This is a genomic window from Faecalibacterium sp. An192, assembly GCF_002160175.1.
In the GTDB taxonomy this organism is placed as follows: domain Bacteria; phylum Bacillota; class Clostridia; order Oscillospirales; family Ruminococcaceae; genus Faecalibacterium.
The window spans coordinates 18,635-40,089 of the sequence record NZ_NFKB01000013.1; the positions used below are offsets into that span (position 1 = coordinate 18,635).

Genomic DNA, 21,455 nt, shown 5'->3' on the forward strand with positions numbered 1-21,455 from the left:
GAATTCCTATGAAACAAATCCTGTTGTCGGTCGTCTCGGCGGCTTTGGCGGCGGCGCTGCTGTGCAGCTGCGCGCCCTTCCAGATTGCCAGCAAGGTGCTGGATGAGAGCGACCTGGCAGATGCCCTCGAGCAGGAGCTGGAGGCAGCCTCCGCCCAGGCAGTCCAGGAGGTTCAGACCTCCGACCTGACCCGCCGGACCTATACCACCAGCCAGAATATCACCAAGGTGGAAATCGAGGAGGTGGGCGCCAACCTGACCATCAAAACCGCAGACACCGATGAAGTCCGTGTGACCTATATCGAACCGTCGGCGCAAACCCTCTATGCCTTTGAGGTGCATGGCTCTACCCTGAAGATTCGGAAACTGGGCAGGCTGGAGAATATGAGTTCCACGCCTGCCACCGTCATCACCCTGCCGGCCAGAGCCTATGAGAACATTGAGATCAACGCAGATAATGCGGGCCTCACCCTGGAGGACCTGGACGTCCGCAACCTGGAGGTGGAGGCCAAAAACCTCAGCCTGAAAATGGAGGAGAGCACCGCGGGTGAGCTGTCGGTCAACGCAGACAATGCGGCCATCGAGCTGTCCAAAATGACGGCGAAAAAGATTGAAATTGAAGCCGACAACAGCGTGGTGCACTTTGACCAGACCCAGGCCAGCGCCTATGCGTGCGATCTGCACAATGGCTCCATAGAGGGCGTTTTGATTGGGCGGAACGACGAGTACAACATCAAAGTGTCTGCCCGGGATGAATACACCAACTTAAAGACCAACGGCAACACCACTGCCCAGAAATCCATTGATTTCTCGGTGGACAACGGCAAAATTCAGGTCCGGCTGCTGGGCTGATAGATCCTGAAAAAAATCCCCCGTCCCTGCGCTTGGCAGAGATGGGGGATTGTTTTGTTTCAGTCCTGGTGCAGCAGACGGAATACCTCCCGGTAATAGGGGGCGAAGGCGCTGCCCCGCCGCCACAGAAAGGTGAAGTCGTGGCGGATTTCCCCGTCCTCCAGGGGGATTTCCACCAGATCGCCCCGGTCCAGCTCGGCCTGGACCACCGGCTGGTAAAAGAAGGAGATGCCTGCCCCGGCGCAGACCAGGGATTTGATGAGATTGAGGCTGCCCAGCTCGGTGAGATAGCGGAAGCTGTGCACCGTGAGGTTGCGGGCTTCCAGAGCCTGTTCCAGGACGCCGCGGGTGCCGGAGCCTGGCTCCCGCACCAGAAGCCGGGCGTCCAGCAGATCGGCCATCCGGCGCACCGGCCCCGGGAACGGATAGTCCGGCGCCGCCACCGGGATGAACCGCTGGGCGCAGTAAACCAGGCCCTCGTAGACCTGCTGGTCAAAGCTGCCCTCCACAATGGCGAAATCCAGCTCGCCCTGGTCCATCAGCCGGAGCAGTTCCTGGGTGTTGGCGGTAATCATCCGCAGCTGCAGGGTGGGATCGTCGGTCAGCAGCCGCAGCAGGGGAGAGGGCAGCAGGTATTCCCCGATGCTGAGGGTGGCCCCGAACCGCAGATGCCGCCGGGAATCCATCTGGTGCAGGGCTTCCTGCAGGCGGCGGACATCGTGGCGCATGGTGGCGGCGGTCTGCAAAAACAGCTGTCCCGCCTCGGTCAGCCGCAGCTGCTTGCCCTCGTAGAGAAACAGCCGGGTGCCGTACTGCGTTTCCAGGGCGTGGATGTGTTGGGATACCGCCGGCTGGGTGATGTGGAGCAGCTGGGCGGCCCGGGTGAAGTTCATGGTTTCGCAGACCGTCAGAAAGGTCTCGACGCGGAAATCCAGCATGGTACAGCCTCCTTTGAATCAATTATAACAAAATGTTATCGAAAAATAAAGAAGCATCATTTTACATAATGCTAAATTGGGAGTATATTGGTGCTGTTGTGTGATTGATTGGAAAGGAAGGAATCTTATGACAAAAACGAAAGAACTAGCCCCCGGCGTACTTCTCTGCCTGGCCCTGGCGGTGCCCTGCTGGCTGCTGGGCAAAGCGTTCCCGGTGGTGGGCGGCTCGGTGTTCGCCATCCTGCTGGGCATGGTCATCGCCCTGTTTTACCGCAACAAGGCGGCCACTCAGGCGGGCATTGCCTATACATCCAAGAAAATTTTGCAGTATGCGGTGATTTTGCTGGGCTTCGGCCTGAACCTGTCCGAGATTGCCCGGGTGGGCGCCACCTCGCTGCCCGTCATCCTGGCTACCATCTCCACCTCCCTGATTGTCTCGTTTGTCCTGCACAAACTGATGCACATTCCCACCAATATCTCCACCCTGGTGGGCGTGGGCTCCTCCATCTGCGGCGGCTCGGCCATCGCTGCCACCGCCCCCGTCATCGACGCCGACGACGATGAAATCGCCCAGGCCATCTCGGTGATTTTCCTGTTCAATATCATTGCGGCCCTGACCTTCCCCACTTTGGGCAGCGTGCTGGGCCTGTCCAACGAGGGATTCGGCCTGTTTGCCGGCACCGCCGTCAACGATACCTCGTCGGTCACCGCCACCGCCGCCGCCTGGGACGGAATGCATCCCGGCGCCAACACCCTGGACCAGGCCACCATCGTCAAACTGACCCGCACCCTGGCCATCATCCCCATCACCCTGGCGCTGGCCGTCTGGCGCACCGCCAAGGCCAAGCGGGCCGGCGGCAATCAGGGCAGCAGCTTCTCCCTGAAAAAGGTGTTCCCCTTCTTCATCCTGTTCTTTGTGCTGGCCTCGGTGATTACCACCGTCGCCACCACTGCCGGGGTGGATGCCTCGGTGTTCCAGCCCTTTAAGGAGCTGTCCAAGTTCTTCATCATCATGGCCATGGGGGCCATCGGCCTCAATACCGACCTGGTCAAGCTGGTCCGCACCGGCGGCAAGCCCATTCTGATGGGCCTGTGCTGCTGGGTGGCCATTGCCGTGGTCAGCCTGGGAATGCAGCAGGTCATCGGCATCTGGTAAAGCCGTTCCCACAAAAACAAATCTTCCACCGACCTCCCGCAGCAGAGCGAAGGCTCTGCCGCAGGGGGTCTTTTTTGTGCCGGAAGGGCCCGGCCTTGTTCAGAAAAAGTTTACACTTTATTGTTGACTGATTGGTCTACTTTTCGTATAATAGACCAAACAGTCTATATTAAGGAGGCTGGACCATGAAACAGCAGGAGAAAACCCAAAAGACACGGGAGCGGATTCTTCACGCGGCCCTGGCGGAATTTGGCAGCAAGAGCTACGATGCCGCCTCGGTCAACAGCATCTGCGAGGCCGGGCAGATCCCCAAAGGCCTGCTCTACCACAATTTCAAGGGCAAGGACGACCTGTACCTGAACTGCGTGAAAATCTGTTACGACGCCATGACCGATTCCCTGAAAAGCCAGGCCCTGGCATTTCAGGACGCCAAAGAGGGGATGCAGCAGATTCTGATGGCGCGGCAGAAATTTCTGGCCGAGAATCCCTGTTACGCCAATATCTTTTTCAATACCGTCATCCAGCCTCCCCGGCACCTGGTGCGGGAGCTGGCCCAGATGCGCAAAGGGCTGGACGATTACTTCAGCCAGTGCTGCCTGGACGTGCTGGACTGCCTGACCCTGCGGGACGGCATCACCAAAGAGGCCGCGCTGGAATATTTCCTGATGACCAGCGAAATGTTCAACGGCTATTTTCAGAAAAAGGCCGAGCAGGGCGGAGATTTCCGCGAGCTGATCCAGGACCATGAGGGCAGACTGTCGTCCATATTCGATATCATGCTCTACGGCATTGCAAAGGAGCCGCCGGGAGGCCGCCGCACCTGAAAAGCCCCGGATTCCCCGCGAAAAATGTCGGTACAGCCCCTGGAGGCTGCCTTATAAGGTCAGGTGAAATGCAATGATTTTAACGCTGCTGCGGTTTGGACTTACCATAGGAACCGCCTATTTTATGGGCAAGCTGGTGGCCCGGATCAAACTGCCGGCCATTCTGGGCTGGCTGCTCACCGGCATGATTCTGGGCCCCCACGCCCTGTCCCTGGTCAGCCAGGAGATGCTGGACGCTGCATGGTATGAGACGCTGGTCCATGTTTTGGAGTGCAGCGTGGGCCTGATGATTGGCACCGAGCTGGTCTGGAATAAAATCAAGCGCTCGGGCAAAGCCATCATCATCACCACCCTCACCCAGTCGCTGGGCACCTTTGCGGTGGTTTCGCTGGTGTTCGGCGTGGTGTTCTGGTTCACGGATGTGCCGGTGTATCTGGCTCTGGTGTTCGGCGGCATCGCCCTGGCCACAGCGCCAGCGCCGGCGCTGTCCATCGTCCGGGAGTTCAAGACCAGCGGACCGGTGACCCAGACCCTGATTCCCATGGCCGCCCTGGACGATATTGTGGGCTGCGTGGTGTTCTTTATCGTCATGGCCCTGGTGGCGGGCAATCTCTCAGCCGGGTCTCTGCCCGCCTCCATGATTGCCCTGGTGATTGTTCTCCCCATCCTGATCGGCGTGGCCGTCGGCCTGGTGGCCGGCGTGGTGCTGAAAAAAGAGCGGGACAAACCCCAGACCCTGGCGCTTTTGATCGGGATGATTCTGGTGGCCGCCGCAGGGGGCTTTGTGTTCAATGCCATGCTGCCCCGGCCGGTTTTGAACTTTATGCTGATCGGCATGTCCTTTTCGGCCACCTTCTCCAATATGATCTCCGAAACCCGGCTGGAACAGATCATGGGGAGCTTCAGCCCCCTTCTGGGCGGGGCCATGATTGTGACGATCCTGAATCTGGGCGCGCCGCTGGATTACCACCTGATTCTGGGGGCCGGCCTGTTCACCGCCGTCTATATCCTGGCCTGTGCCGCCGGAAAATACGGCGGCGCCTATCTGGGTGCGGCCATCACAAAATCCCCTGAAACGGTGAGAAAGTACCTGGGCCTGACCCTTTTGCCCCACTCGGGCGTGTCCCTGGTGTTCACCGGAATTGCGGTGTCGGTGCTGACAAAACCGGCGCCGGAATGCGCCCGGATTGTCCAGGGCACCATTGCGGCGGCCGCGGTCATCAATGAGCTGATTGCAGTCCTGGCGGCGAAAAAGGGCTTTGAGTGGGCCGGCGAGATGAATGGTTCCGGCGGCAAAGCGCCCGGTGAGCAGCAGGAACAGCTGGTGGTCACCATCAGCCGGCAGTATGGCAGCGGCGGCCGGGAAATCGGCAAAAAGGTTGCCCAGCAGCTGGGCCTGCCCTTCTACGACCGGGAAATCATCGAGAGAGCGGCCCAAAACAGCTCCATGGATATCCGTTTGTTTGAGAACAGCGAGACCAAGGATGTTCCCGGCCTGCTCAGCGACCTGACCGCAGGGGTGCAGTTTGCCCAGCCTGTCATGGACAAGGTGTTTTTGCAGCAGGCGGGCATCATCGAGGAACTGGCGGCCAAGGGCAGCTGCGTGATGGTGGGGCGCTGTGCCGATGCCATCCTGTACGGCCATCACCAGACCCTCCGGGTGTATATCTACGCCGACGCCGATTCCCGCAGAAAGCGGGTGGAGGGAACCTACCATGAGCCGGGCGGCGACCTGGAAAAACGGGAGAAAAACCGCTGTACCTACTACAAACACTATACCGGCAAGCGCTTCGGCGATGCCGAAAACTACGATTTGTGCCTCAACAGCGGCACCCTGGGGGAGGAAGAATGCGTGAAAGCCATCTGCTCCGCCTTCCACAACCATAAAGCGCCGTAAGACGCGCCGCGCTCCGGCAGATCCGCCCGCCGAAAACCGGCGGACAAACGACATATTCGAAGACGGCATCTTTTTCCCGGCCTGTATGGAGCAGGCCGGGGCTTTTTGTGTGGCGCGGGGCAGCCCGGCGGAATAGGATGGGGCAAAGAAGTGCGGTCTGCCGGGCAGACTGCGTCACCAATCCATCAGGAGGTGAGCCCTATGGCAAACAAAAAGGGCTGTGATGTGTCAAAATGGCAGGGGAGGGTGAACTGGCAGCAGGTGAAAGCCTCAGGACAGGTGTCCTTTGTGATTCTGCGGGCAGGGCTGGGCCGTTCCGGCGACGTGGTGGACCCCACCTTCGGGACCAATTACGCCGGATGCCAGTCGGTGGGCCTGCCGGTGGGAGCCTACTGGTACAGCTACGCCTCCGATACGGCTTCGGCCCAGGCCGAGGCCCGGGCCTGCCTGGCGGCAATCCGGGGCAAGAAGCTGGAGTATCCCGTCTGGTTTGACCAGGAATATAACCCCGCCACCAAAAATATGACCGTCCAGCAGCGAACCAATGTCGTCAAAACCTTCTGTGAGGCGCTGGAAAAGGCCGGATATTACACCGGGCTGTACTGCAGCCGCAACTGGCTGACCAACAACCTGGACAGCAGCCAGCTGAAAGCCTACGATCTCTGGATCACGTCCTACACCAAGACGCCGGGCAAGCTGCCGCTGCCCTATGGGATGTGGCAGTACAGCAGCACCGGCAGCGTTCCGGGGATCAACGGCAATGTGGATCTGGATATTGCCTATAAGGATTATCCCGCCATCATCCGCCGCGCCGGCCTCAATCAGCTGAAGTGAATCCCGCCGAAAGCAGGGCTCCCTCTTGGGGGCCCTGCTGTTTTTCTGCCCGGAAATCCCGTTCCGGCCTGATTTCGGGGCCAAACTTTCCCGAATCTGTCACAGTTTTGACACCTGAAACATGGTACAATAGATCGAGTTTACCAACAGCGCGAAGGAGGAAAAATGTGTGGAAAGACATGGTTCTGTGAGGAGCCGGTCAGGGTGTGCGGCGCCCTGGGGGCGCCTCCGGCGGCCGGCGGGGATGGGAAAAAGCTCCCCCGGAGGAAAAGAAACGTCCCACAGCCAGGGATTCCCTTGCGATGAAAGGTCCCGCTGATTCGTATAAAAGACAGGGGCCTACCCGCCAGTCCGGGCGGCCTCCGGAGCCAGCCGGAGGGCGGCTTCACCCCAAAGAAGGAAAGGAACATCCCTCATGACCCGTACTGTCCAAAACGGACCAGCTGTTTTTATTGTCATTACCCAGACCGGCACCATTCTCTCCCAGATTCTTCGCATGGTGACCGGTGATGCCTATAATCACGCATCCATCAGCGTGGATGCTTCGCTCCAGACCCTGTATTCCTTTGGGCGGCTTCACCCCTATAACCCGGTGTGGGGCGGCTTTGTCCAGGAAAGCCCCGTCTCGGGGACCTTCGGACGGTTTGTCCGCACCCGGGCCAAGGTGCTGCGGGTTCCGGTGACCCAGGCTCAGTATGAGCAGATCAAGCGCCATCTGGAGTACATGTATCAGGACCGCCAGCGCTACCACTACAATTATCTGGGGCTGGTGCTGGCCTTTTTCAATCTGGCCTATCGCCGGAAAAACTGCTACTACTGCTCGGAATTTGTGAAGGACGTGCTGGTGCGCTACGATGTCACCCGGCCCGACAGCTTCGGGGAGATTGTCAAGCCCATGGAGCTGCTGGAACTTTCGGGCAGCCGGGAAATCTACAGCGGCCTTCTGGCGGAATATTCCGCCGACCGGATCAAAAACATAACCTGTTCCTGACGTCAGCCCGGTTGAATGCCAGCCTTCGGGCTGGCGTTTTTGTTTGGGCGGGGAAGGGAAAACCCCCGGCGGGGCGGTTGACTTTCAGGGGGCTGCGTGGTAAGATAGTTCAAATTTGTAAAATTCAAGAATGAAGAATCAGGGAGGGAAACCAAGTGGAACGAATGAGCATGGATTTTGCCCATGCGCTGCTGGAGTCCTACACCGAGGCCTGCAAGCCCCTGTGCAGGGAGATCCAGATGCCCCAGACGGCGTTTGATATCCTGATGTTCCTGGCGAATCATCCGGCTTACCGATCCGCCCGGGATATCGTGGCGGTGCGCGGCCTGAAAGCCAATCTGGTCTCGGTCAACGTGGACAAGCTGGTGCGGGAAGGGCTGCTGGAACGCCGCCCCGATCAGGAGGACCGGCGGCGGACCATTCTGGTCTGTACCGAGTCGGCCCGGCCGGTGATCGAGCGGGGCCGCCGGTTCCAACAGGAATTTCTGGAAAAGCTGTTCCGGGGCGTGCCGGAAGAGGACCGGGCGGTCTTTGTCCGGGTTATGAAAAAGGTCCGGGAGAATCTCGCCCGGATGCCGAAAGAAGGAATTGCAAAATGAATGGACTTGTCATCCTGCTGGTGACCTTTTTTGCCGGCATGGGGGCGGGGCTGGGCACCGGCTTTGCCGGTATGAGCGCCGCCGCCGTCATCACCCCCATGCTGGTGACCTTTCTGGGGGTGGACCCCTATATGGCGGTGGGCATCGCCCTGTCCTCCGACGTACTGGCCAGCGCCGTCTCGGCCTACACCTACGGGAAAAACAAAAATCTGGATGTCCGCAACGGCCTGATTATGATGGTCAGCGTGCTGGCCTTTACGGTGGTGGGCAGCTATGTGTCCAGCCTGATGCCGGCGGCCGCCATGGGGAACTTCTCGGTCATCATGACCTTTCTGCTGGGCGTCAAATTCATCGTGATGCCGGTGATGACCACCAAGGAGTCCATGGATTCGGTCTCCCCCCGCAAGCGGGCGGTGCAGTCCCTGGTGTTCGGGGTGGGCATCGGTTTTATCTGCGGCTTTATGGGCGCAGGCGGCGGCATGATGATGCTGTTGATCCTTACCTCGATGCTGGGGTATGAGCTGAAAACCGCTGTGGGCACCAGTGTGTTCATCATGACCTTCACCGCTCTGACAGGGGCGGTGTCTCACTTTATCATCGGCAGCCAGCCGGACTGGGTGGTGTTCGCCCTGTGCGTGGTGTTTACCTTCCTGTGGGCGCGGGTGGCCGCCGTCTTTGCCAACAAGGCGGACCCCGTGACCCTCAACCGGGCCACCGGCGTGATTCTGGTGACCCTGGGCGTGGTTATCCTGTCCTTCAATTTCCTCAGCTGAGGGCAAAATCTGAATCCAACGGCGGCGAGGGGAGACCCTTCGCCGCTTTTTGTTCGGGGCGAGATTGGTCCTTTTCTTCCCCGGGCAAGTGTGCTACAATGAAACAAAGGAGGCGCACCATGGATCAATATCATTTTTACGGCTGGGAACAGGCGGACGTCCCGGCCCGGGAGACAAGCTATCCGGGCATCCGCACCCCGCTGGATTTGTACGACAAGCTGTCGCAGGTGTGGTGCCGGGAGACCTGTGCGCCGCGGCTGCAGGCCGCCTGGACCCCCGAAAACAAGACCCTGGGTCAGTGCTCCATCACGGCGTTCCTGGCGCAGGATATCTTCGGCGGGGAGGTGTATGGCGTTCTCCGCCCCCGCGGGAACTACCACTGCTACAACGTGGTGGATGGCCATGTGTTTGACCTGACCAGCGAACAGTTCGGCGGGGAAACTCTCTGTTATGAGGATAATCCCCGGCAGCTCCGGGAGGTCCACTTTGCCAAAGAGGAAAAACGTCTGCGGTATCAGCTTTTGAAGCAGCGCCTGAAGGAAATCTGTGACGGGACGGAGGGGTGAAGATGGATCGTTTGGAGGCGTTCGAGGCCATGCTGGCCGACCTGACCCGCCAGGCTGAGGCGGAAAAACAGCAGATGGAGCAGCTGAAGGCAGCCGGAAAAGAAAAATCCGCCACTTATCGCCAGTATTTTGGCAACAAGCTGATCTACAGCCAGATTTTTGCCTGGTATAAGAAGTATGGTCTAATGGATTGACCGCCGGCGGTTAGCCCGGCCGAAAGGAGCCGCAGATGGAGGAATTGAAAAGGCTTTGGCAGCAGGTGGCCCAGCAGAAAATTGTGCAGGCCAAGTACCATGAGCTGCAGTCCCAGCGGGGGGAAGTAGCCTCCCGGCTGAAAGAGCTGGAAAAGACAAAGGCAGAGGAACAGGCCGATGTGGACCGCCTGGAAAAGGGCGGCCTGGCGGCGTTTTTCTACCAGATGGCGGGCCGGATGGAGGAAAAGCTGGACAAAGAGCGGCAGGAGGCTTATGCGGCCCGGGTCCGCTACGATGCCGCCGCCCGGGAACTGTCCGCCCTGGACCGGGAGCTGGGCCGTATGGAAGCCCAGCTGAAAGAGCTGTCGGGCTGCGACCGCCGCTATCAGGAGGCGCTGGTGGCCCGGATGCAGGAAATCAAGGCCACCAACAGCCCTGCCGCCCAGGAGCTGGTGGAGAGTGAGACCCGCATCATGGCCATGAAACTCCGCCAAAAGGAAATCCGGGAGGCGGTCCAGGCGGGACACACCGCGCTGGAAACCGCCCGCCAGATGCAGGAATCCCTGGACGACGCCGAGGGATGGAGCACCATAGACCTGATGGGCGGGAGCGTCCTCAGCGACCTGGCCAAGTATGAGCATCTGGACCAGGCCCAGGAGCTGGCGGAACGGCTCCAGATGGAGCTGCGGCGGTTCAAGACCGAGCTGGCGGATGTGGAAATCAACCCGGAGATGCAGGTCACAGTGGATGGATTTTTGCGGTTTGCGGACTTCTTCTTCGACAATTTCTTCACCGACTGGGCGGTGCGGGACCACATCGTCCAGGCCCAGGAACAGGTTCAAAAGACCCAAAGTCAGATTCACCGCCTGCTGGACAAGCTGGACCGGATGGACTCCGCTTTGAAAGCCCAGCTGGAGGACGAGTGCGAAAAACAGGAGCAGATTGCCCGCAGCGCAGAGCTGTGAGCGGCCCTGCATTTCCCCGGGAAAATCTGCACTGAAAGAAACAAGCTCCCCTGCGGCGGCCCGGCTATGTGACCACCGCCGTGGAGGAGGACGGCCTGTACAACGCCTTTGTTCACTTCGGCCTGCTGTAAAAACCAACCCGATATAAGCAAAAAGACGGCCGGGCTTCAAAAGCCCGGCCGTCTGCCGTTTTATGGTAAGCTGGGGATTACAGGCCGCGGCACATGTTGATGAGGATACCAGCGGCCACGGCGCTGCCGATAACGCCGGCCACGTTGGGGCCCATGGCGTGCATCAGCAGATAGTTGCGGGGGTTGAATTCCTGACCCACTTTCTGGGAGACACGGGCGGCCATGGGAACGGCGGAGACGCCGGCCGAGCCGATCAGAGGATTGATCTTGCCCTTGGTGACGAAGCACATGATCTTGCCCAGGATGACGCCGCCGGCGGTGCCGAAGGCGAAGGCAAAGACGCCCAGGAAGATGACCATGACGGTCCGCATGTTCAGGAAGGTCTCTGCGTTGGTGGTGCAGCCCACCGAGAAGCCCAGGAAAATGGTGATGATGTTCATCAGCTCATTGCCGGCGGTCTTGGTGATGCGCTCCACCACGCCGCACTCCTTCATCAGGTTGCCCATCATCAGGCAGCCGATCAGGATGGCGGCATCCGGCAGCAGCAGGCTGACCAGGATGGTGACAATGATGGGGAACAGGACCTTTTCGGTGTGGCTGACCTTGCGGGGAGCCTCCATGATGATCTGGCGCTCTTTCTCAGTGGTGAGCAGCCGCATGATGGGGGGCTGAATGACCGGCACCAGAGCCATGTAGCAGTAGGCTGCCACAGCAACCGAGCCCAGCAGTTCCGGAGCCAGGATGGAGGTGGTCAGAATCGCGGTGGGGCCGTCGGCGCCGCCGATGATGCCGATGGAAGCGGCTTCCGCGGGGCTGAAGCCCAGGATGCGGGCGCCGATGTAAGCTACGAAAATACCCAGCTGTGCAGCCGCACCCAGCAGCAGGCTGGAGGGACGGGCGATCAGCGGCTCAAAGTCGGTCATGGTGCCGATGCCCAGGAAGATCAGCGGCGGATAAATGCCCAGCTTGACGCCTAAGTACAGATAGTCCGCCAGACCGCCCGAGCTGCCCAGCATCTGCCAGTTGATATGGCCGGTCTCATTGATGAAGATGTCCATGTGGATGATGCCATCCAGCGGCAGGTTGGCCATCAGCATGCCGAAGCCGATCGGCAGCAGCAGAAGGGGTTCAAACTGATGCACGATGGCCAGATAAATCAGAATGCAGGCTACCAGCAGCATGACCGCATAGCGGTAGCCGCCCACCGCCGTGAAAATCTGTGCGTAGCCGGAATTGGCAAAAATTTCCTGAAGATTGTTGATAATTGCGCCCATTGTATCACGCTTCCTTCCCCGATGAAGTTACATAAAGGGCCGGGTGCTCTGTACCACACCGGCGTCGCCCCATGCGCCGCGGCGGGAACCGCCTGCCTGCGGCATACGGCGGATCTCACGGACCACAGCGTGGCCTCCTTCCATCGAGTAGATGGCGGCGGAGATCACAGCCACAACTTCGCCCGGGATGCCGGTCTCGACCACAGGGGCCGGGGCGGCCGGCGCAGAAACAGCGGCGCGCGCAGCAGGTGCAGCCGGCTTTTTCTGGGCGCTCTTGTTGAGTTCGTCCATTGCTTTGGCACGCTTTTTGGCGCCGTCCTTGTCGTTGAACGAGTCAAACAGCTTGCCTTCCAGCGTGATAATCAGGCACAGGGCGACCAGAAGTCCGAACACCAGCACCAGACTGGTGGACACCAGCGAGGCGTCGAACAAGGTCAGGCCGCCGGCAGCCAGCGGTAAAAGATAATCCATGACGGGCCCTCCTTCATTTGCAATTTCCCGGTGCAGACCGGGCAGAATACCTAAACCCGAATTGACACTATTATAACATGACGTCTAATTTTTTGCCAGTGAATTTGGAAAACTTTTTGTATTTTATTGCAATAATGGCCAAATTTTATGGAAATGCGGACCCTGCGTCCCCGCGGGGCGTCTGCCCTGCGGGAAGGGCTGTCCCGGGCATCGCCGGATAAAATCCACGCATAACCACCGCTTTTGCCCCGGCGCGGGCCGCCGGGCGCAGAAAGAGCCGGGCCCCTGCAGAGAGGCCCGGCCCAAAGGGTTATTTCAGAATCCGTCCGTGCTTGTCCACGCGGTTGAGGATTTCGCAGCCATCCTCGGTCACCAGCACCAGGTCCTCCACCCGGACGCCGAACTTACCCGGCAGATACACCCCCGGCTCGATGGAGAAAATCATCCCCGGCTCGGCCAGAGCGGTGTTGGCGCTGCTGACATCTCCCTGCTCGTGGTCCCGCTGGCCGATGAAATGGCCCAGGCGGTGGGTGAAGTATTCACCGTAGCCCGCCGCGGCAATGTGGTCCCGGGCAGCCTTGTCCAGTTCACAGAGGGGGACGCCGGGGCGGACCAGTGCCTCGGCCCGCTCGTTGGCCTCCCGCACCAGATCGTGGACAGCCCGGGCCTCCTCGCTGGCCTCCTGCCAGAAGAAGGTGCGGGTCATGTCGGAACAGTAGCGGTCCCTGCGGCAGCCCATGTCGATGACGATGGAGTCGCCGGGAGCCAGCGGGGTGTCGTCCGGCTCGTGGTGCGGGTCGGCCCCGTGGGCGCCAAAGGAGACAATGGTGGGGAAGGAGGGGCTGCTGCAGCCCAAGGCGGTGTACCGGCTCTCAATGAACCGGGCGGCCTCCCGCTCGGTGACTCCCTCGTGGAAGAAGCCGGCCACTTCCTCCATGACCTGGTCGTTGATCCGGGAAGCGGCCCGCATCAGTTCCTGTTCGGCCTCGTCCTTGCAGGCGCGGCAGTGGTCCACACAGTCGGAGGCCAGGACGGGCCGGGCGCCGGGCAGCCGCTCCATCAGGGGCAGCAGGAAGCGGGCGGTCCAGGTCTTGTCGATGCCCACCGGTGCGGCGGGGTCCAGCCGGGCGGCCAGAAGGCCCACGGCGTCGTCGGTGTCGGTGAACCACACCTGCTCCCAGGGAGCGGCGGGGGCGGGGAACAGCCGGTTCAGGAAAAAGCAGTGACGGCCGTCCTGCCGCACACAAAAGACCTGCATCCGCTCGATGGGATCGTTGTCGTAGCCGGTCAGATACCAGACGCTGTCCGGGTCTGTGACCAGAAGCTGGGTCAGGCCCATGGCGGTCATCCGCTGGATGACCCGCTCCAGGCGGGCCTGGTAAAGCTGTGTCGATTCGTCCATAGGGAAAGACTCCTTCCTATTTATAAAAGATACGGGGGGAGGGGATTACACTTCCTCCTCCTGGGTTTCAGACTCCTCCTCGTCCGGGGAGACGGGTTCGTCGGGGGTGTCGTCGGGCTGGTAGCGGCGGAATACCGGCTCCAGCAGCAGGGTGAACAGCCAGGCCGCCGCCCCCGGCAGGATGACAATGGGGATCAGCAGCACCCGCACCAGCAGGGCCGAAATCCCCACAATGGCCACCAGGCCGATGGTGCGGGGCAGACAGCCCAACGTCAGCCGCAGGGCGGTGAGCATCAGGTCCACCGGCCGGAACGCAAACCGGGACAGCAGGGGAAACATCCAGCAGGCGGCCCCCACCGGCAGAATCATCACCACCAGGCAGAAGATCAGGGCGGCCCAGGCGGCGGAGGTCCCCGCGGAAGCCGCAGCGGCGGTCATCTGCAGGGCGTACACCAGCATCAGCAGCACAGCGCCCCACACCACCGTCACCAGACTGGCGGGGAGCAGCTCCCGGCGGAACGTCTGCACAAACCGCTTCCAGGGCATGGGCTCGGGGCCACGCAGACAGTGGGCCGCGGCGTCGTAGAGGGCGGTGGTGGCGGCGCCCGCCGTCACCAGCGGCAGGGAACACAGCAGCCACAGCAGGCTCAGGATCAAGAGGTCGGCCAGATGGTCCAGCGTCTGCCAGAACTTGTTTTCCGGGTTGAATATGCTGCCAAACATCGCACAGGGCTCCTTTCACACGGTCGGACAGGCGGCGTCTGCCCTTACAGGGCAGGTCCGCCTCGGCTGATGTTATCATAGCACATTCGGGGACGGTTGTCATCTGCCCCCGCAGCCCGCCGGGGGCCTTTTTTGGAAGCAGCAGAGGGATTTTTCAAAGATTGAAAATTTTTTTTATACATGATACTATACACTCAGAACCCGATATTTTTAACGCGATGATAGGAGGAAACCACTATGCCTGCCAATCTGCGAAACGTGATGGAACGGATCAGTGCAGAATATTACCAGTTGACCGCATCGGAGCGCAAGGTGGCGGATTACGTCAACGACCACCAGCAGGAGGCGCAGAACTTGTCCATTTCCGAGCTGGCGGAGGCCTGCGGGGTGGCGGAGGCCACCATCACCCGCTTTTGCCGCAAGCTGGACTATAAGGGATACAATGCCTTCAAACTGGCCCTGGCCAATGTTGTGGGCAGCCGCCGGGGGATGCCCTTCCTCAGCGGCGAAGTGACCCCCGAGGACGACATTCAGGAAATGTGCCATAAGCTGTACGGCGCCGAGGTGGAGGCCATCTCCCAGACCCTGACCCTCATCCGGCCCGACAACATCCGCCGGGCGGCGGATCTGCTGACCCGGGCCGACAAGGTGTTCTGCATGGGCCAGGGCGGTTCCATGATTATGGCGGAGGAGGCGGCCCACATTTTTTCGACGGCAGGCAAAAGTTTTTTTGCCATGAGTGATTCCCACACCCAGATTGTCTACACCGCCACCCTCACCGAACAGGACGCCATCCTCTTTTTCTCCTACTCCGGCGCCACCCGGGAGGCGGTGGAACTGCTGGAGCTGGCTCACCGGCGGAAGGTGCCGGTGGTGCTGGTGACCCATTTCCCCAAGTCGCCGGCCTGCGCCTATGCCGACGTGGTGCTGCAGTGCGGCGCCAACGAGGGCCCGCTGCAGCTGGGATCGGTGCCGGCCCGTATGGCCCAGCTGTTCCTGATTGATGCCCTGTTCACCGAGGTCTGCCGCCGCCAGGAAGACACGGTGGAGGACGTCCGCAGCAACCTGGCCGACCTGCTGGCGGCCAAGCACCTCTGAAAGGAAAGCGAAAGCTCTGTTTGAAAATCATAAATCATAAAAAAATCTGTCTGAAAAAAATTTTCAAAAAGATACACAAAATGTATTGACTTTTCTTTGTTCTCTTTGTAAAATGGACTCAAGAGAACCGGAGGCGCACACTGGCCGACCGGTAGGGCAACCGGCTTGATAACCGGCACGACAAAAGGAGAACACTATGAAGAAGAGAGCAATTTCACGTCGGGACTTTCTGAAGGTCACGGGTGCCGTTGGCGCAGCCGGCCTGCTTGCTGCCTGCGGCGGCTCGGATTCCAGCAGCACTGCTGCTTCCACCGCCAGCTCCACCGCTGCTTCCACCGCTTCCGGCGATGGCGTGTCGATTTCGCTGTGGACCTACCCCATCGGTTCCTGGGGCGGCACCGAGTCCAAGCTGGACGACATCATCGCAGCCTTCAACAAAGTCCATCCTGAGATCACCGTCACCTACGAGACTCTGGACTACCAGAACGGCGACAACCTGGTCACTTCGGCCATCACCGCCAAGGAGACCCCCGATATCATCATGGAAGGCCCCGAGCGTCTGGTTTCCAACTGGGGCGCCAACAACCTGATGGTGGATCTGAGCGACCTGTGGGCCGACACCGAGGACGACATCGCCGCAGTCAGCGATTCCGTGGTCAGCGCCTGCCAGCTGAACGGTGCTTACTATGAGTACCCCCTGTGCATGACCACCCACTGCATGGCCATCAACTACGAAGTCTTTGAGAAGGCCGGCGCTCTCCAGTATCTGGACGAGGAGACCCGCACCTGGACCACCGACGATTTCGTCAAGGCCATGGAGACCATCCGTGATTCCGGCCTGGCCGCTGTGCCCGGCATCATCTACTGCGGCGGCCAGGGCGGCGACCAGGGCACCCGCGCACTGGTGAACAACCTCTACTCCGGTACATACACCAACGCCGACCACACCGAGTACACCGCCAACAGCCCCGAGAACGTCAAGGCTCTCGAGCTGCTCAAGAGCATGGTGGACAACCGCAGCCTGAACGCCAACGCCGGCTTCCAGGCATCGGATGAGCTGCAGCAGTTCGCCAACGGCACCGCCGCCGTCACCTTCTGCTGGAACGCCTCCAACAAGGCACAGTATGCCTCTCAGGTCACCTTTACTCCGTACGCCATGGCATTCCCCTCCGATGACGGTGTGCCCGAGCTGTGCGGCGGCATCTGGGGCTTCGGCATCTTCAACAGCGGCGACGACGCCCGCATCGAGGCCGCCAAGACCTTCATCCAGTTCGTCTGTGACGACGCCAGCCAGGCTGCTGAGAGCGTCCGCCTGACCGGTTTCTTCCCGGTCCGCGAGTCTCTGGGCGATGTCTACGAGGGCACCGACCAGGCTGAGCAGATGGGCGAGTTCGCATCTCTGATGCCGTACCTGGGCGACTACTACAACGTGGCTCCCAACTGGACGGCTCAGCGCCAGAACTGGTTCAACATGCTGCAGGAGATCATGGTCAATGGCACTCCCGCACAGGAAGCCGCTGACGCCTTCGTCGCAGCAAGCAATCCGTAAAGGACATCCCCGGCCTTGTACAGGGCTCGCCCCCGGCGCGCCGCTGACAGCCGGATGATCCTGACAGGAACAAACGGCGCGCCTGCCGCCTGGTCACCACAGGGGCAGGCGCGTTTTATGTGAATCGCCGTCTCTTATGCAAACTGTGAAAGGAGGGAATCAACGTGGCTCAGACTTCCGTTAAGGAACAAAAAGCAAATGGTTCCAAGGGACGTCCCGCCAGCCGCGTGCTGGCCCGGCGGGAGACAATTTCCGCCTATCTGTTCATGCTTCCCAGTCTGATCTTCTTTGTGGGATTCGTGCTGGTGCCGATGGGAATGTGCCTGGTCTACAGCTTTTTGGACATGGGCATCGACACCTCGGCCGCAACCTTCGCCGGCTTGAGCAACTATATCGAAATGTTCCAGGATAAGACCTTCATCCGTTCGCTCTGGAACACCGTCCTGATCGTGGTGGTGTCGGTCCCCCTGGTCACCGCCTTCTCTCTGTGGGTTGGCTCTGCCATCTATCCCATGCGCTCCAAGATGCGCTCCTTCTTCCGCTGCGTGTTCTACCTGCCGGTGGTTACCGGCTCGGTGGCCGTCACCGTGGTGTGGAAGTGGATGTTCAACCCCTACAACGGCCTGCTGAACCAGATTTTCGGTACTGTCGGCTTTGACTGGCTGGGCGATACCCGCACCGCCATCTGGTGTATCATTATGATCCTCTTCACCACCTCCATCGGCCAGCCCATCGTCCTGTACGTGGCTGCCCTGGGCAACGTGGACCGCTCCCTGGAAGAGGCCGCCGCCATCGACGGCGCCACCCGGCTGCAGATTTTCTGGAAGATCAAATGGGCCCAGATCATGCCCACCACCCTGTACGTGCTGGTCATCACCACCATCAACAGCTTCCAGTGCTTCGCACTGATCCAGCTGCTGACCCGCGGCGGCCCTCTGGGCAGCACCAGCACCCTGATGTACTACATCTTCGATATGGCGTACAACTATCAGCGGTTCGGCTACGCCAACGCCATGGGCGTCGTGCTGGCCATCTTCATCGCCATCTTCTCCGCGATCCAGTTCAAGGTCGCGCAGACGGACAACGGTTAAAAGGGAGGTATTGGGATGTCCAAGAAGACAAAATCAAGCCTGGACGGCCAGTCCCGCGGTTATAAGATTTTTGTAATCATCGTGCTGGCGCTCCTGGCGGTATTCTTCATCTTCCCCCTGTACTGGATTTTGACCGGTTCGCTGAAGGATGCCATCACCATCAACGCCCAGAAACCCCAGTGGTTCCCCCTGAACCCCACCCTGGACAACTATGTGCGGCTGTTCAAGCAGCCCGCCATCCAGTGGCTGCTCAACACCATCATCATCGCGGTGGCCGCCATGGCGCTCACCTGCATCACGGCAGCGCTGGCCGGCTACGCTCTGGCCAAAAAGCGCTTTTTCGGCCAGACGGTGCTGTTCAGCCTGCTGGTCTGCGCCATGGCTCTGCCCAAACAGGTTATCGTCATCCCCCTGCTGCAGGAGATGAGTGCCCTGGGTCTGAATAACAACCTGCTGGCAGTTATCCTGCCCACCGTTGGCTGGCCCTTCGGCATCTTCCTGATGAAGCAGTTCTCGGAGACCATACCCACCGAAATGCTGGAGGCCGCCCGCATCGACGGCGCCAGCGAGGTGCGCACCTTTGTCTCCATCGTGTTCCCGATGGTCAAACCCGGCGTAGGCGCCCTGGCCATCTTCACCTTCGTCAACACCTGGAACGACTACTTCCTGCAGTTGATCATGCTGCAGCGCCGTGAGGTTCTGACCATTTCCACCGGTATCGCCCGCCTGCAGGGCGAAGTCTCCTCGGACTTCGGCCTCATCATGGCCGGCGCTGCCCTGGCCGCAGTGCCCATCGTGGCGGTCTTCCTCATGTTCCAGAAGTACTTCACCCAGGGCATTACCATGGGCGCTGTCAAGGGCTGAGCCCGGCGGCTTCCCACTACGAGATTGGAGTGTTTTCATCATGAAAGATTGTACCAAATACCAGGGCGTTATCCCGGCTTTTTATGCCTGCTACAATCAGGACGGCACCATCTCGGTCGAGGGTGTCAAGGCCCTGACCCGTCACCTGATCGACAAGGGCGTCAAAGGCCTGTATGTGGGCGGTTCTTCGGGCGAGTGCATCTATCAGCATCCCGATGAGCGCAAGGCCGTGCTGGAAGCCGTCATGAGCGAGGCCCGCGGCAAGATCACCGTCATCGCCCATGTGGCCTGCAACAACACCGCCGACTCGGTGGAGCTGGCTGCACACGCTGAAAAGTGCGGCGTGGACGCCATCGCCGCCATCCCGCCCATCTACTTCCACCTGCCCGAGTACGCCATCGCCGAGTACTGGAACGCCATGAGCGCCGCGGCCCCCAACACCGAGTTTGTGATTTACAACATTCCCCAGCTGGCCGGCACCGCTCTGACCATGAGCCTGCTGAAAACCATGCTGAAGAACCCCAACGTGGTGGCGGTCAAGAACTCCTCCATGCCCACCCAGGACATCCAGATGTTCAAGGACGCCGGCATTGCCGCGCGGGGCGAGGGCGGCTTCGTGGTGTTCAACGGTCCCGATGAGCAGTTTGTCTCCGGCCGCGCCATGGGCGCCGACGGCGGCATCGGCGGCACCTACGCCGTTATGCCCGAGCTGTTCCTCAAGATGAACGAGCTGATCGAAAAGGGCGATATCCCCACCGCCCGCAAAGTCCAGTATGAGGCCGACCGCATCATTTATAAGATGTGCGAGGCCCACGGCAACCTGTACGCCGTCCAGAAGGAGATTCTGCGCCGGATGTACGGCCTGGAGCTGGGTGGTGTCCGCGCACCCCTGCCCAACCTGATCCCCGAGGATGAGGCTGTGGTGGTGGAGGCCGAGCGGATGATCCGCGAAGCCATCGCCAAGGCTGCTGCCCTGTAAAAACTGCATACCTTCATTGCATAACCAGACGCCCGGTGGCTGCCGGCCCCAAAGGGCACGGAGCGCCGGGCGTTCTGCCTGAAACGAAAGGGAGGACCCGCCATGATTACCGACAGCCTCAGCTGCCTGAGCCATTACCGCGGCCTGCACCCCGCGCTGGATATCGCCATCCGCTGGCTGGAGGAGCATGACCTCGCCAGCCTGCCCAACGGCCGCACCGAGGTGGAGGGCCAGACCGTGTTCATCAACGTGATGGACGCTGACCTCCGCCCGGCGGAGGGGGCAGACTTTGAGGTCCATCACCTCTATGCCGATTTGCAGATTGACCTGACCGGCAGCGAGTACTGGGCCTGGACCACCCGGGCCGAGCCCACCGGGGCCTTTGATGAAAAGGCGGACTGCGGTTTTGCCGCCGGCCCCGAACAGTCCAGCGGCCTGCTGGGGGAGGGACGGTTCGCCCTGTTCCTGCCGGGAGAATACCACAAGCCCAGCTGCATCAGCCCGGTGTCCCGCTCGGTACGCAAGGCGGTTGTCAAGATCCGGATGGGCGGCTGAACCGCCCCACAGAAGGAGGAAATCCAGATGGAAAAAGAAGCAATTTTGAAGCAGATTCAGCACGGCCTGATCGTTTCCTGCCAGGCGCTGGAGCATGAGCCCCTGTACACCAAGGAAGGCGGCGTCATGCCCCTGATGGCCAAGGCTGCCGCCATGAGCGGCGCCGTGGGCATCCGGGCCAATACGGTGCGGGACATCACCCAGATCAAAGAGGTGGTGGACCTGCCGGTCATCGGCATCATCAAGAAGGATTACCCCGGCACCCCCATGTACATCACCGTCACCATGAAAGAGGTGGATGAGCTGGTGGCCTGCGGTGTGGATATTCTGGCGGTGCAGGGCACCAGCGCCCTGCGCCCGGACGGCAAAACCTCGGCGGAGTTCATCCGTGAGATCAAGGCAAAGTATCCCCAGCAGCTGGTGATGGCGGACATCGCCACCGATGAGGAGGCCATGGCCTGCGCTGAGGCCGGGGCCGACTTTGTGGGCACCACCATGCGGGGCTACACCCCCGAGACCCAGGGCATCAATGAGACCGACTTCGATTTCATCGCCCGTCTGGCCAAAAACTGCCCCGCCAAGGTCATCGCTGAGGGACATATCCACTACCCCGAGCAGGCCCGCAAGGCGCTGGAAGCCGGCGCCTTCGCTCTGGTGGTGGGCGGCGCCATCACCCGTCCCGCTGAGATCACCGCCCGCTTTACTGCGGCCATCGAGGATTTGAAGTGAC

23 protein-coding genes and 1 pseudogene are annotated in these 21,455 nt (G+C 60.5%); 19 read left to right on the forward strand and 5 right to left on the reverse strand.

Annotated elements, in window-relative coordinates; genetic code table 11:
* The first annotated feature begins 8 nt into the window (after window positions 1-8).
* Window positions 9-851, forward strand: a complete 843-nt coding sequence (locus B5F27_RS05980) for a DUF4097 family beta strand repeat-containing protein (RefSeq protein WP_158098202.1) — start codon at window positions 9-11, stop codon at window positions 849-851.
* 59 nt (window positions 852-910) lie between these two features.
* Here B5F27_RS05980 and B5F27_RS05985 read toward each other — a convergent pair whose 3' ends face one another.
* Window positions 911-1,789 (reverse strand): LysR family transcriptional regulator, encoded by an 879-nt coding sequence (locus B5F27_RS05985; RefSeq protein WP_087246906.1) that lies wholly within the window; start codon window positions 1,787-1,789, stop codon window positions 911-913.
* Window positions 1,790-1,916: 127 nt separating this feature from the next.
* On the opposite strand from B5F27_RS05985, the gene B5F27_RS05990 reads away from it, so the two are divergent.
* The 11 genes and pseudogenes from B5F27_RS05990 to B5F27_RS06035 all read left to right on the forward strand — a co-directional run bounded on the left by B5F27_RS05990 (window position 1,917) and on the right by B5F27_RS06035 (window position 10,588).
* Entirely contained in the window at window positions 1,917-2,945 is a 1,029-nt protein-coding gene (locus tag B5F27_RS05990) for a YeiH family protein (protein WP_087246904.1), read from the forward strand.
* A gap of 185 nt (window positions 2,946-3,130) precedes the next feature.
* On the forward strand, window positions 3,131-3,769 hold the full coding sequence (locus B5F27_RS05995) for a TetR/AcrR family transcriptional regulator (RefSeq protein ID WP_087246902.1): 639 nt from the start codon (window positions 3,131-3,133) through the stop codon (window positions 3,767-3,769).
* Window positions 3,770-3,842: 73 nt separating this feature from the next.
* Window positions 3,843-5,045 (forward strand): annotated as a pseudogene (locus B5F27_RS06000) (cation:proton antiporter); the annotation flags it as partial.
* A complete protein-coding gene (locus B5F27_RS17165) occupies window positions 5,046-5,666 on the forward strand; it encodes a cytidylate kinase-like family protein (RefSeq protein WP_242962109.1) in 621 nt (206 codons plus the stop codon). It abuts the pseudogene before it with no gap.
* A gap of 201 nt (window positions 5,667-5,867) precedes the next feature.
* A complete protein-coding gene (locus tag B5F27_RS06005; RefSeq protein ID WP_087365435.1) occupies window positions 5,868-6,500 on the forward strand; it encodes a glycoside hydrolase family 25 protein in 633 nt (210 codons plus the stop codon).
* Between the two features lie 415 nt (window positions 6,501-6,915).
* Entirely contained in the window at window positions 6,916-7,491 is a 576-nt protein-coding gene (locus B5F27_RS06010) for a hypothetical protein (RefSeq protein ID WP_087246896.1), read from the forward strand.
* Between the two features lie 164 nt (window positions 7,492-7,655).
* Entirely contained in the window at window positions 7,656-8,090 is a 435-nt protein-coding gene (locus B5F27_RS06015; protein ID WP_087365437.1) for a MarR family winged helix-turn-helix transcriptional regulator, read from the forward strand.
* Entirely contained in the window at window positions 8,087-8,863 is a 777-nt protein-coding gene (locus B5F27_RS06020; protein WP_087365439.1) for a sulfite exporter TauE/SafE family protein, read from the forward strand. Before B5F27_RS06015 ends, B5F27_RS06020 begins: the two co-directional genes overlap by 4 nt.
* Window positions 8,864-8,982: 119 nt before the next feature.
* Complete coding sequence (locus B5F27_RS06025; protein ID WP_242962104.1) at window positions 8,983-9,429, forward strand: hypothetical protein; 447 nt, start codon at window positions 8,983-8,985, stop codon at window positions 9,427-9,429.
* Between the two features lie 2 nt (window positions 9,430-9,431).
* The gene (locus B5F27_RS06030; protein WP_087246888.1) at window positions 9,432-9,623 is read left to right on the forward strand and encodes a hypothetical protein; all 192 of its coding nucleotides are present in this window, start codon (window positions 9,432-9,434) and stop codon (window positions 9,621-9,623) included.
* A 35-nt stretch (window positions 9,624-9,658) separates the two neighbouring features.
* A complete protein-coding gene (locus tag B5F27_RS06035) occupies window positions 9,659-10,588 on the forward strand; it encodes a hypothetical protein (protein ID WP_087365443.1) in 930 nt (309 codons plus the stop codon).
* 208 nt (window positions 10,589-10,796) lie between these two features.
* Here the strand turns inward: B5F27_RS06035 and B5F27_RS06040 are convergent, their stop codons facing one another.
* From B5F27_RS06040 to B5F27_RS06055, 4 genes are all read right to left on the reverse strand, one after another.
* Window positions 10,797-11,993 (reverse strand): sodium ion-translocating decarboxylase subunit beta, encoded by a 1,197-nt coding sequence (locus B5F27_RS06040; RefSeq protein ID WP_087246882.1) that lies wholly within the window; start codon window positions 11,991-11,993, stop codon window positions 10,797-10,799.
* Between the two features lie 27 nt (window positions 11,994-12,020).
* Window positions 12,021-12,464, reverse strand: coding sequence for an OadG family transporter subunit (locus B5F27_RS06045; protein ID WP_087365445.1), 444 nt, complete (start codon window positions 12,462-12,464; stop codon window positions 12,021-12,023).
* A 310-nt stretch (window positions 12,465-12,774) separates the two neighbouring features.
* Window positions 12,775-13,866: a Xaa-Pro peptidase family protein gene (locus B5F27_RS06050; RefSeq protein WP_087365447.1), complete on the reverse strand. Its 1,092-nt coding sequence runs from the start codon at window positions 13,864-13,866 to the stop codon at window positions 12,775-12,777.
* 45 nt (window positions 13,867-13,911) lie between these two features.
* Complete coding sequence (locus tag B5F27_RS06055) at window positions 13,912-14,589, reverse strand: DUF624 domain-containing protein (protein ID WP_087365449.1); 678 nt, start codon at window positions 14,587-14,589, stop codon at window positions 13,912-13,914.
* A gap of 237 nt (window positions 14,590-14,826) precedes the next feature.
* On the opposite strand from B5F27_RS06055, the gene B5F27_RS06060 reads away from it, so the two are divergent.
* The 7 genes from B5F27_RS06060 (at window position 14,827) to B5F27_RS06090 (ending at window position 21,454) form a co-directional block, all read left to right on the forward strand.
* Entirely contained in the window at window positions 14,827-15,687 is an 861-nt protein-coding gene (locus B5F27_RS06060; protein ID WP_087246874.1) for a MurR/RpiR family transcriptional regulator, read from the forward strand.
* Window positions 15,688-15,883: 196 nt separating this feature from the next.
* Window positions 15,884-17,236 (forward strand): extracellular solute-binding protein, encoded by a 1,353-nt coding sequence (locus B5F27_RS06065; RefSeq protein ID WP_087246872.1) that lies wholly within the window; start codon window positions 15,884-15,886, stop codon window positions 17,234-17,236.
* 164 nt (window positions 17,237-17,400) lie between these two features.
* Window positions 17,401-18,327 (forward strand): sugar ABC transporter permease, encoded by a 927-nt coding sequence (locus B5F27_RS06070; RefSeq protein ID WP_242962107.1) that lies wholly within the window; start codon window positions 17,401-17,403, stop codon window positions 18,325-18,327.
* Between the two features lie 15 nt (window positions 18,328-18,342).
* Window positions 18,343-19,191, forward strand: a complete 849-nt coding sequence (locus B5F27_RS06075; protein WP_087246870.1) for a carbohydrate ABC transporter permease — start codon at window positions 18,343-18,345, stop codon at window positions 19,189-19,191.
* 40 nt (window positions 19,192-19,231) lie between these two features.
* Window positions 19,232-20,170, forward strand: a complete 939-nt coding sequence (locus B5F27_RS06080) for a dihydrodipicolinate synthase family protein (protein WP_087365451.1) — start codon at window positions 19,232-19,234, stop codon at window positions 20,168-20,170.
* A 102-nt stretch (window positions 20,171-20,272) separates the two neighbouring features.
* On the forward strand, window positions 20,273-20,725 hold the full coding sequence (locus B5F27_RS06085; protein ID WP_087246866.1) for a YhcH/YjgK/YiaL family protein: 453 nt from the start codon (window positions 20,273-20,275) through the stop codon (window positions 20,723-20,725).
* A 27-nt stretch (window positions 20,726-20,752) separates the two neighbouring features.
* Window positions 20,753-21,454 (forward strand): N-acetylmannosamine-6-phosphate 2-epimerase, encoded by a 702-nt coding sequence (locus tag B5F27_RS06090; protein ID WP_087246864.1) that lies wholly within the window; start codon window positions 20,753-20,755, stop codon window positions 21,452-21,454.
* Window position 21,455 lies beyond the last annotated feature (1 nt).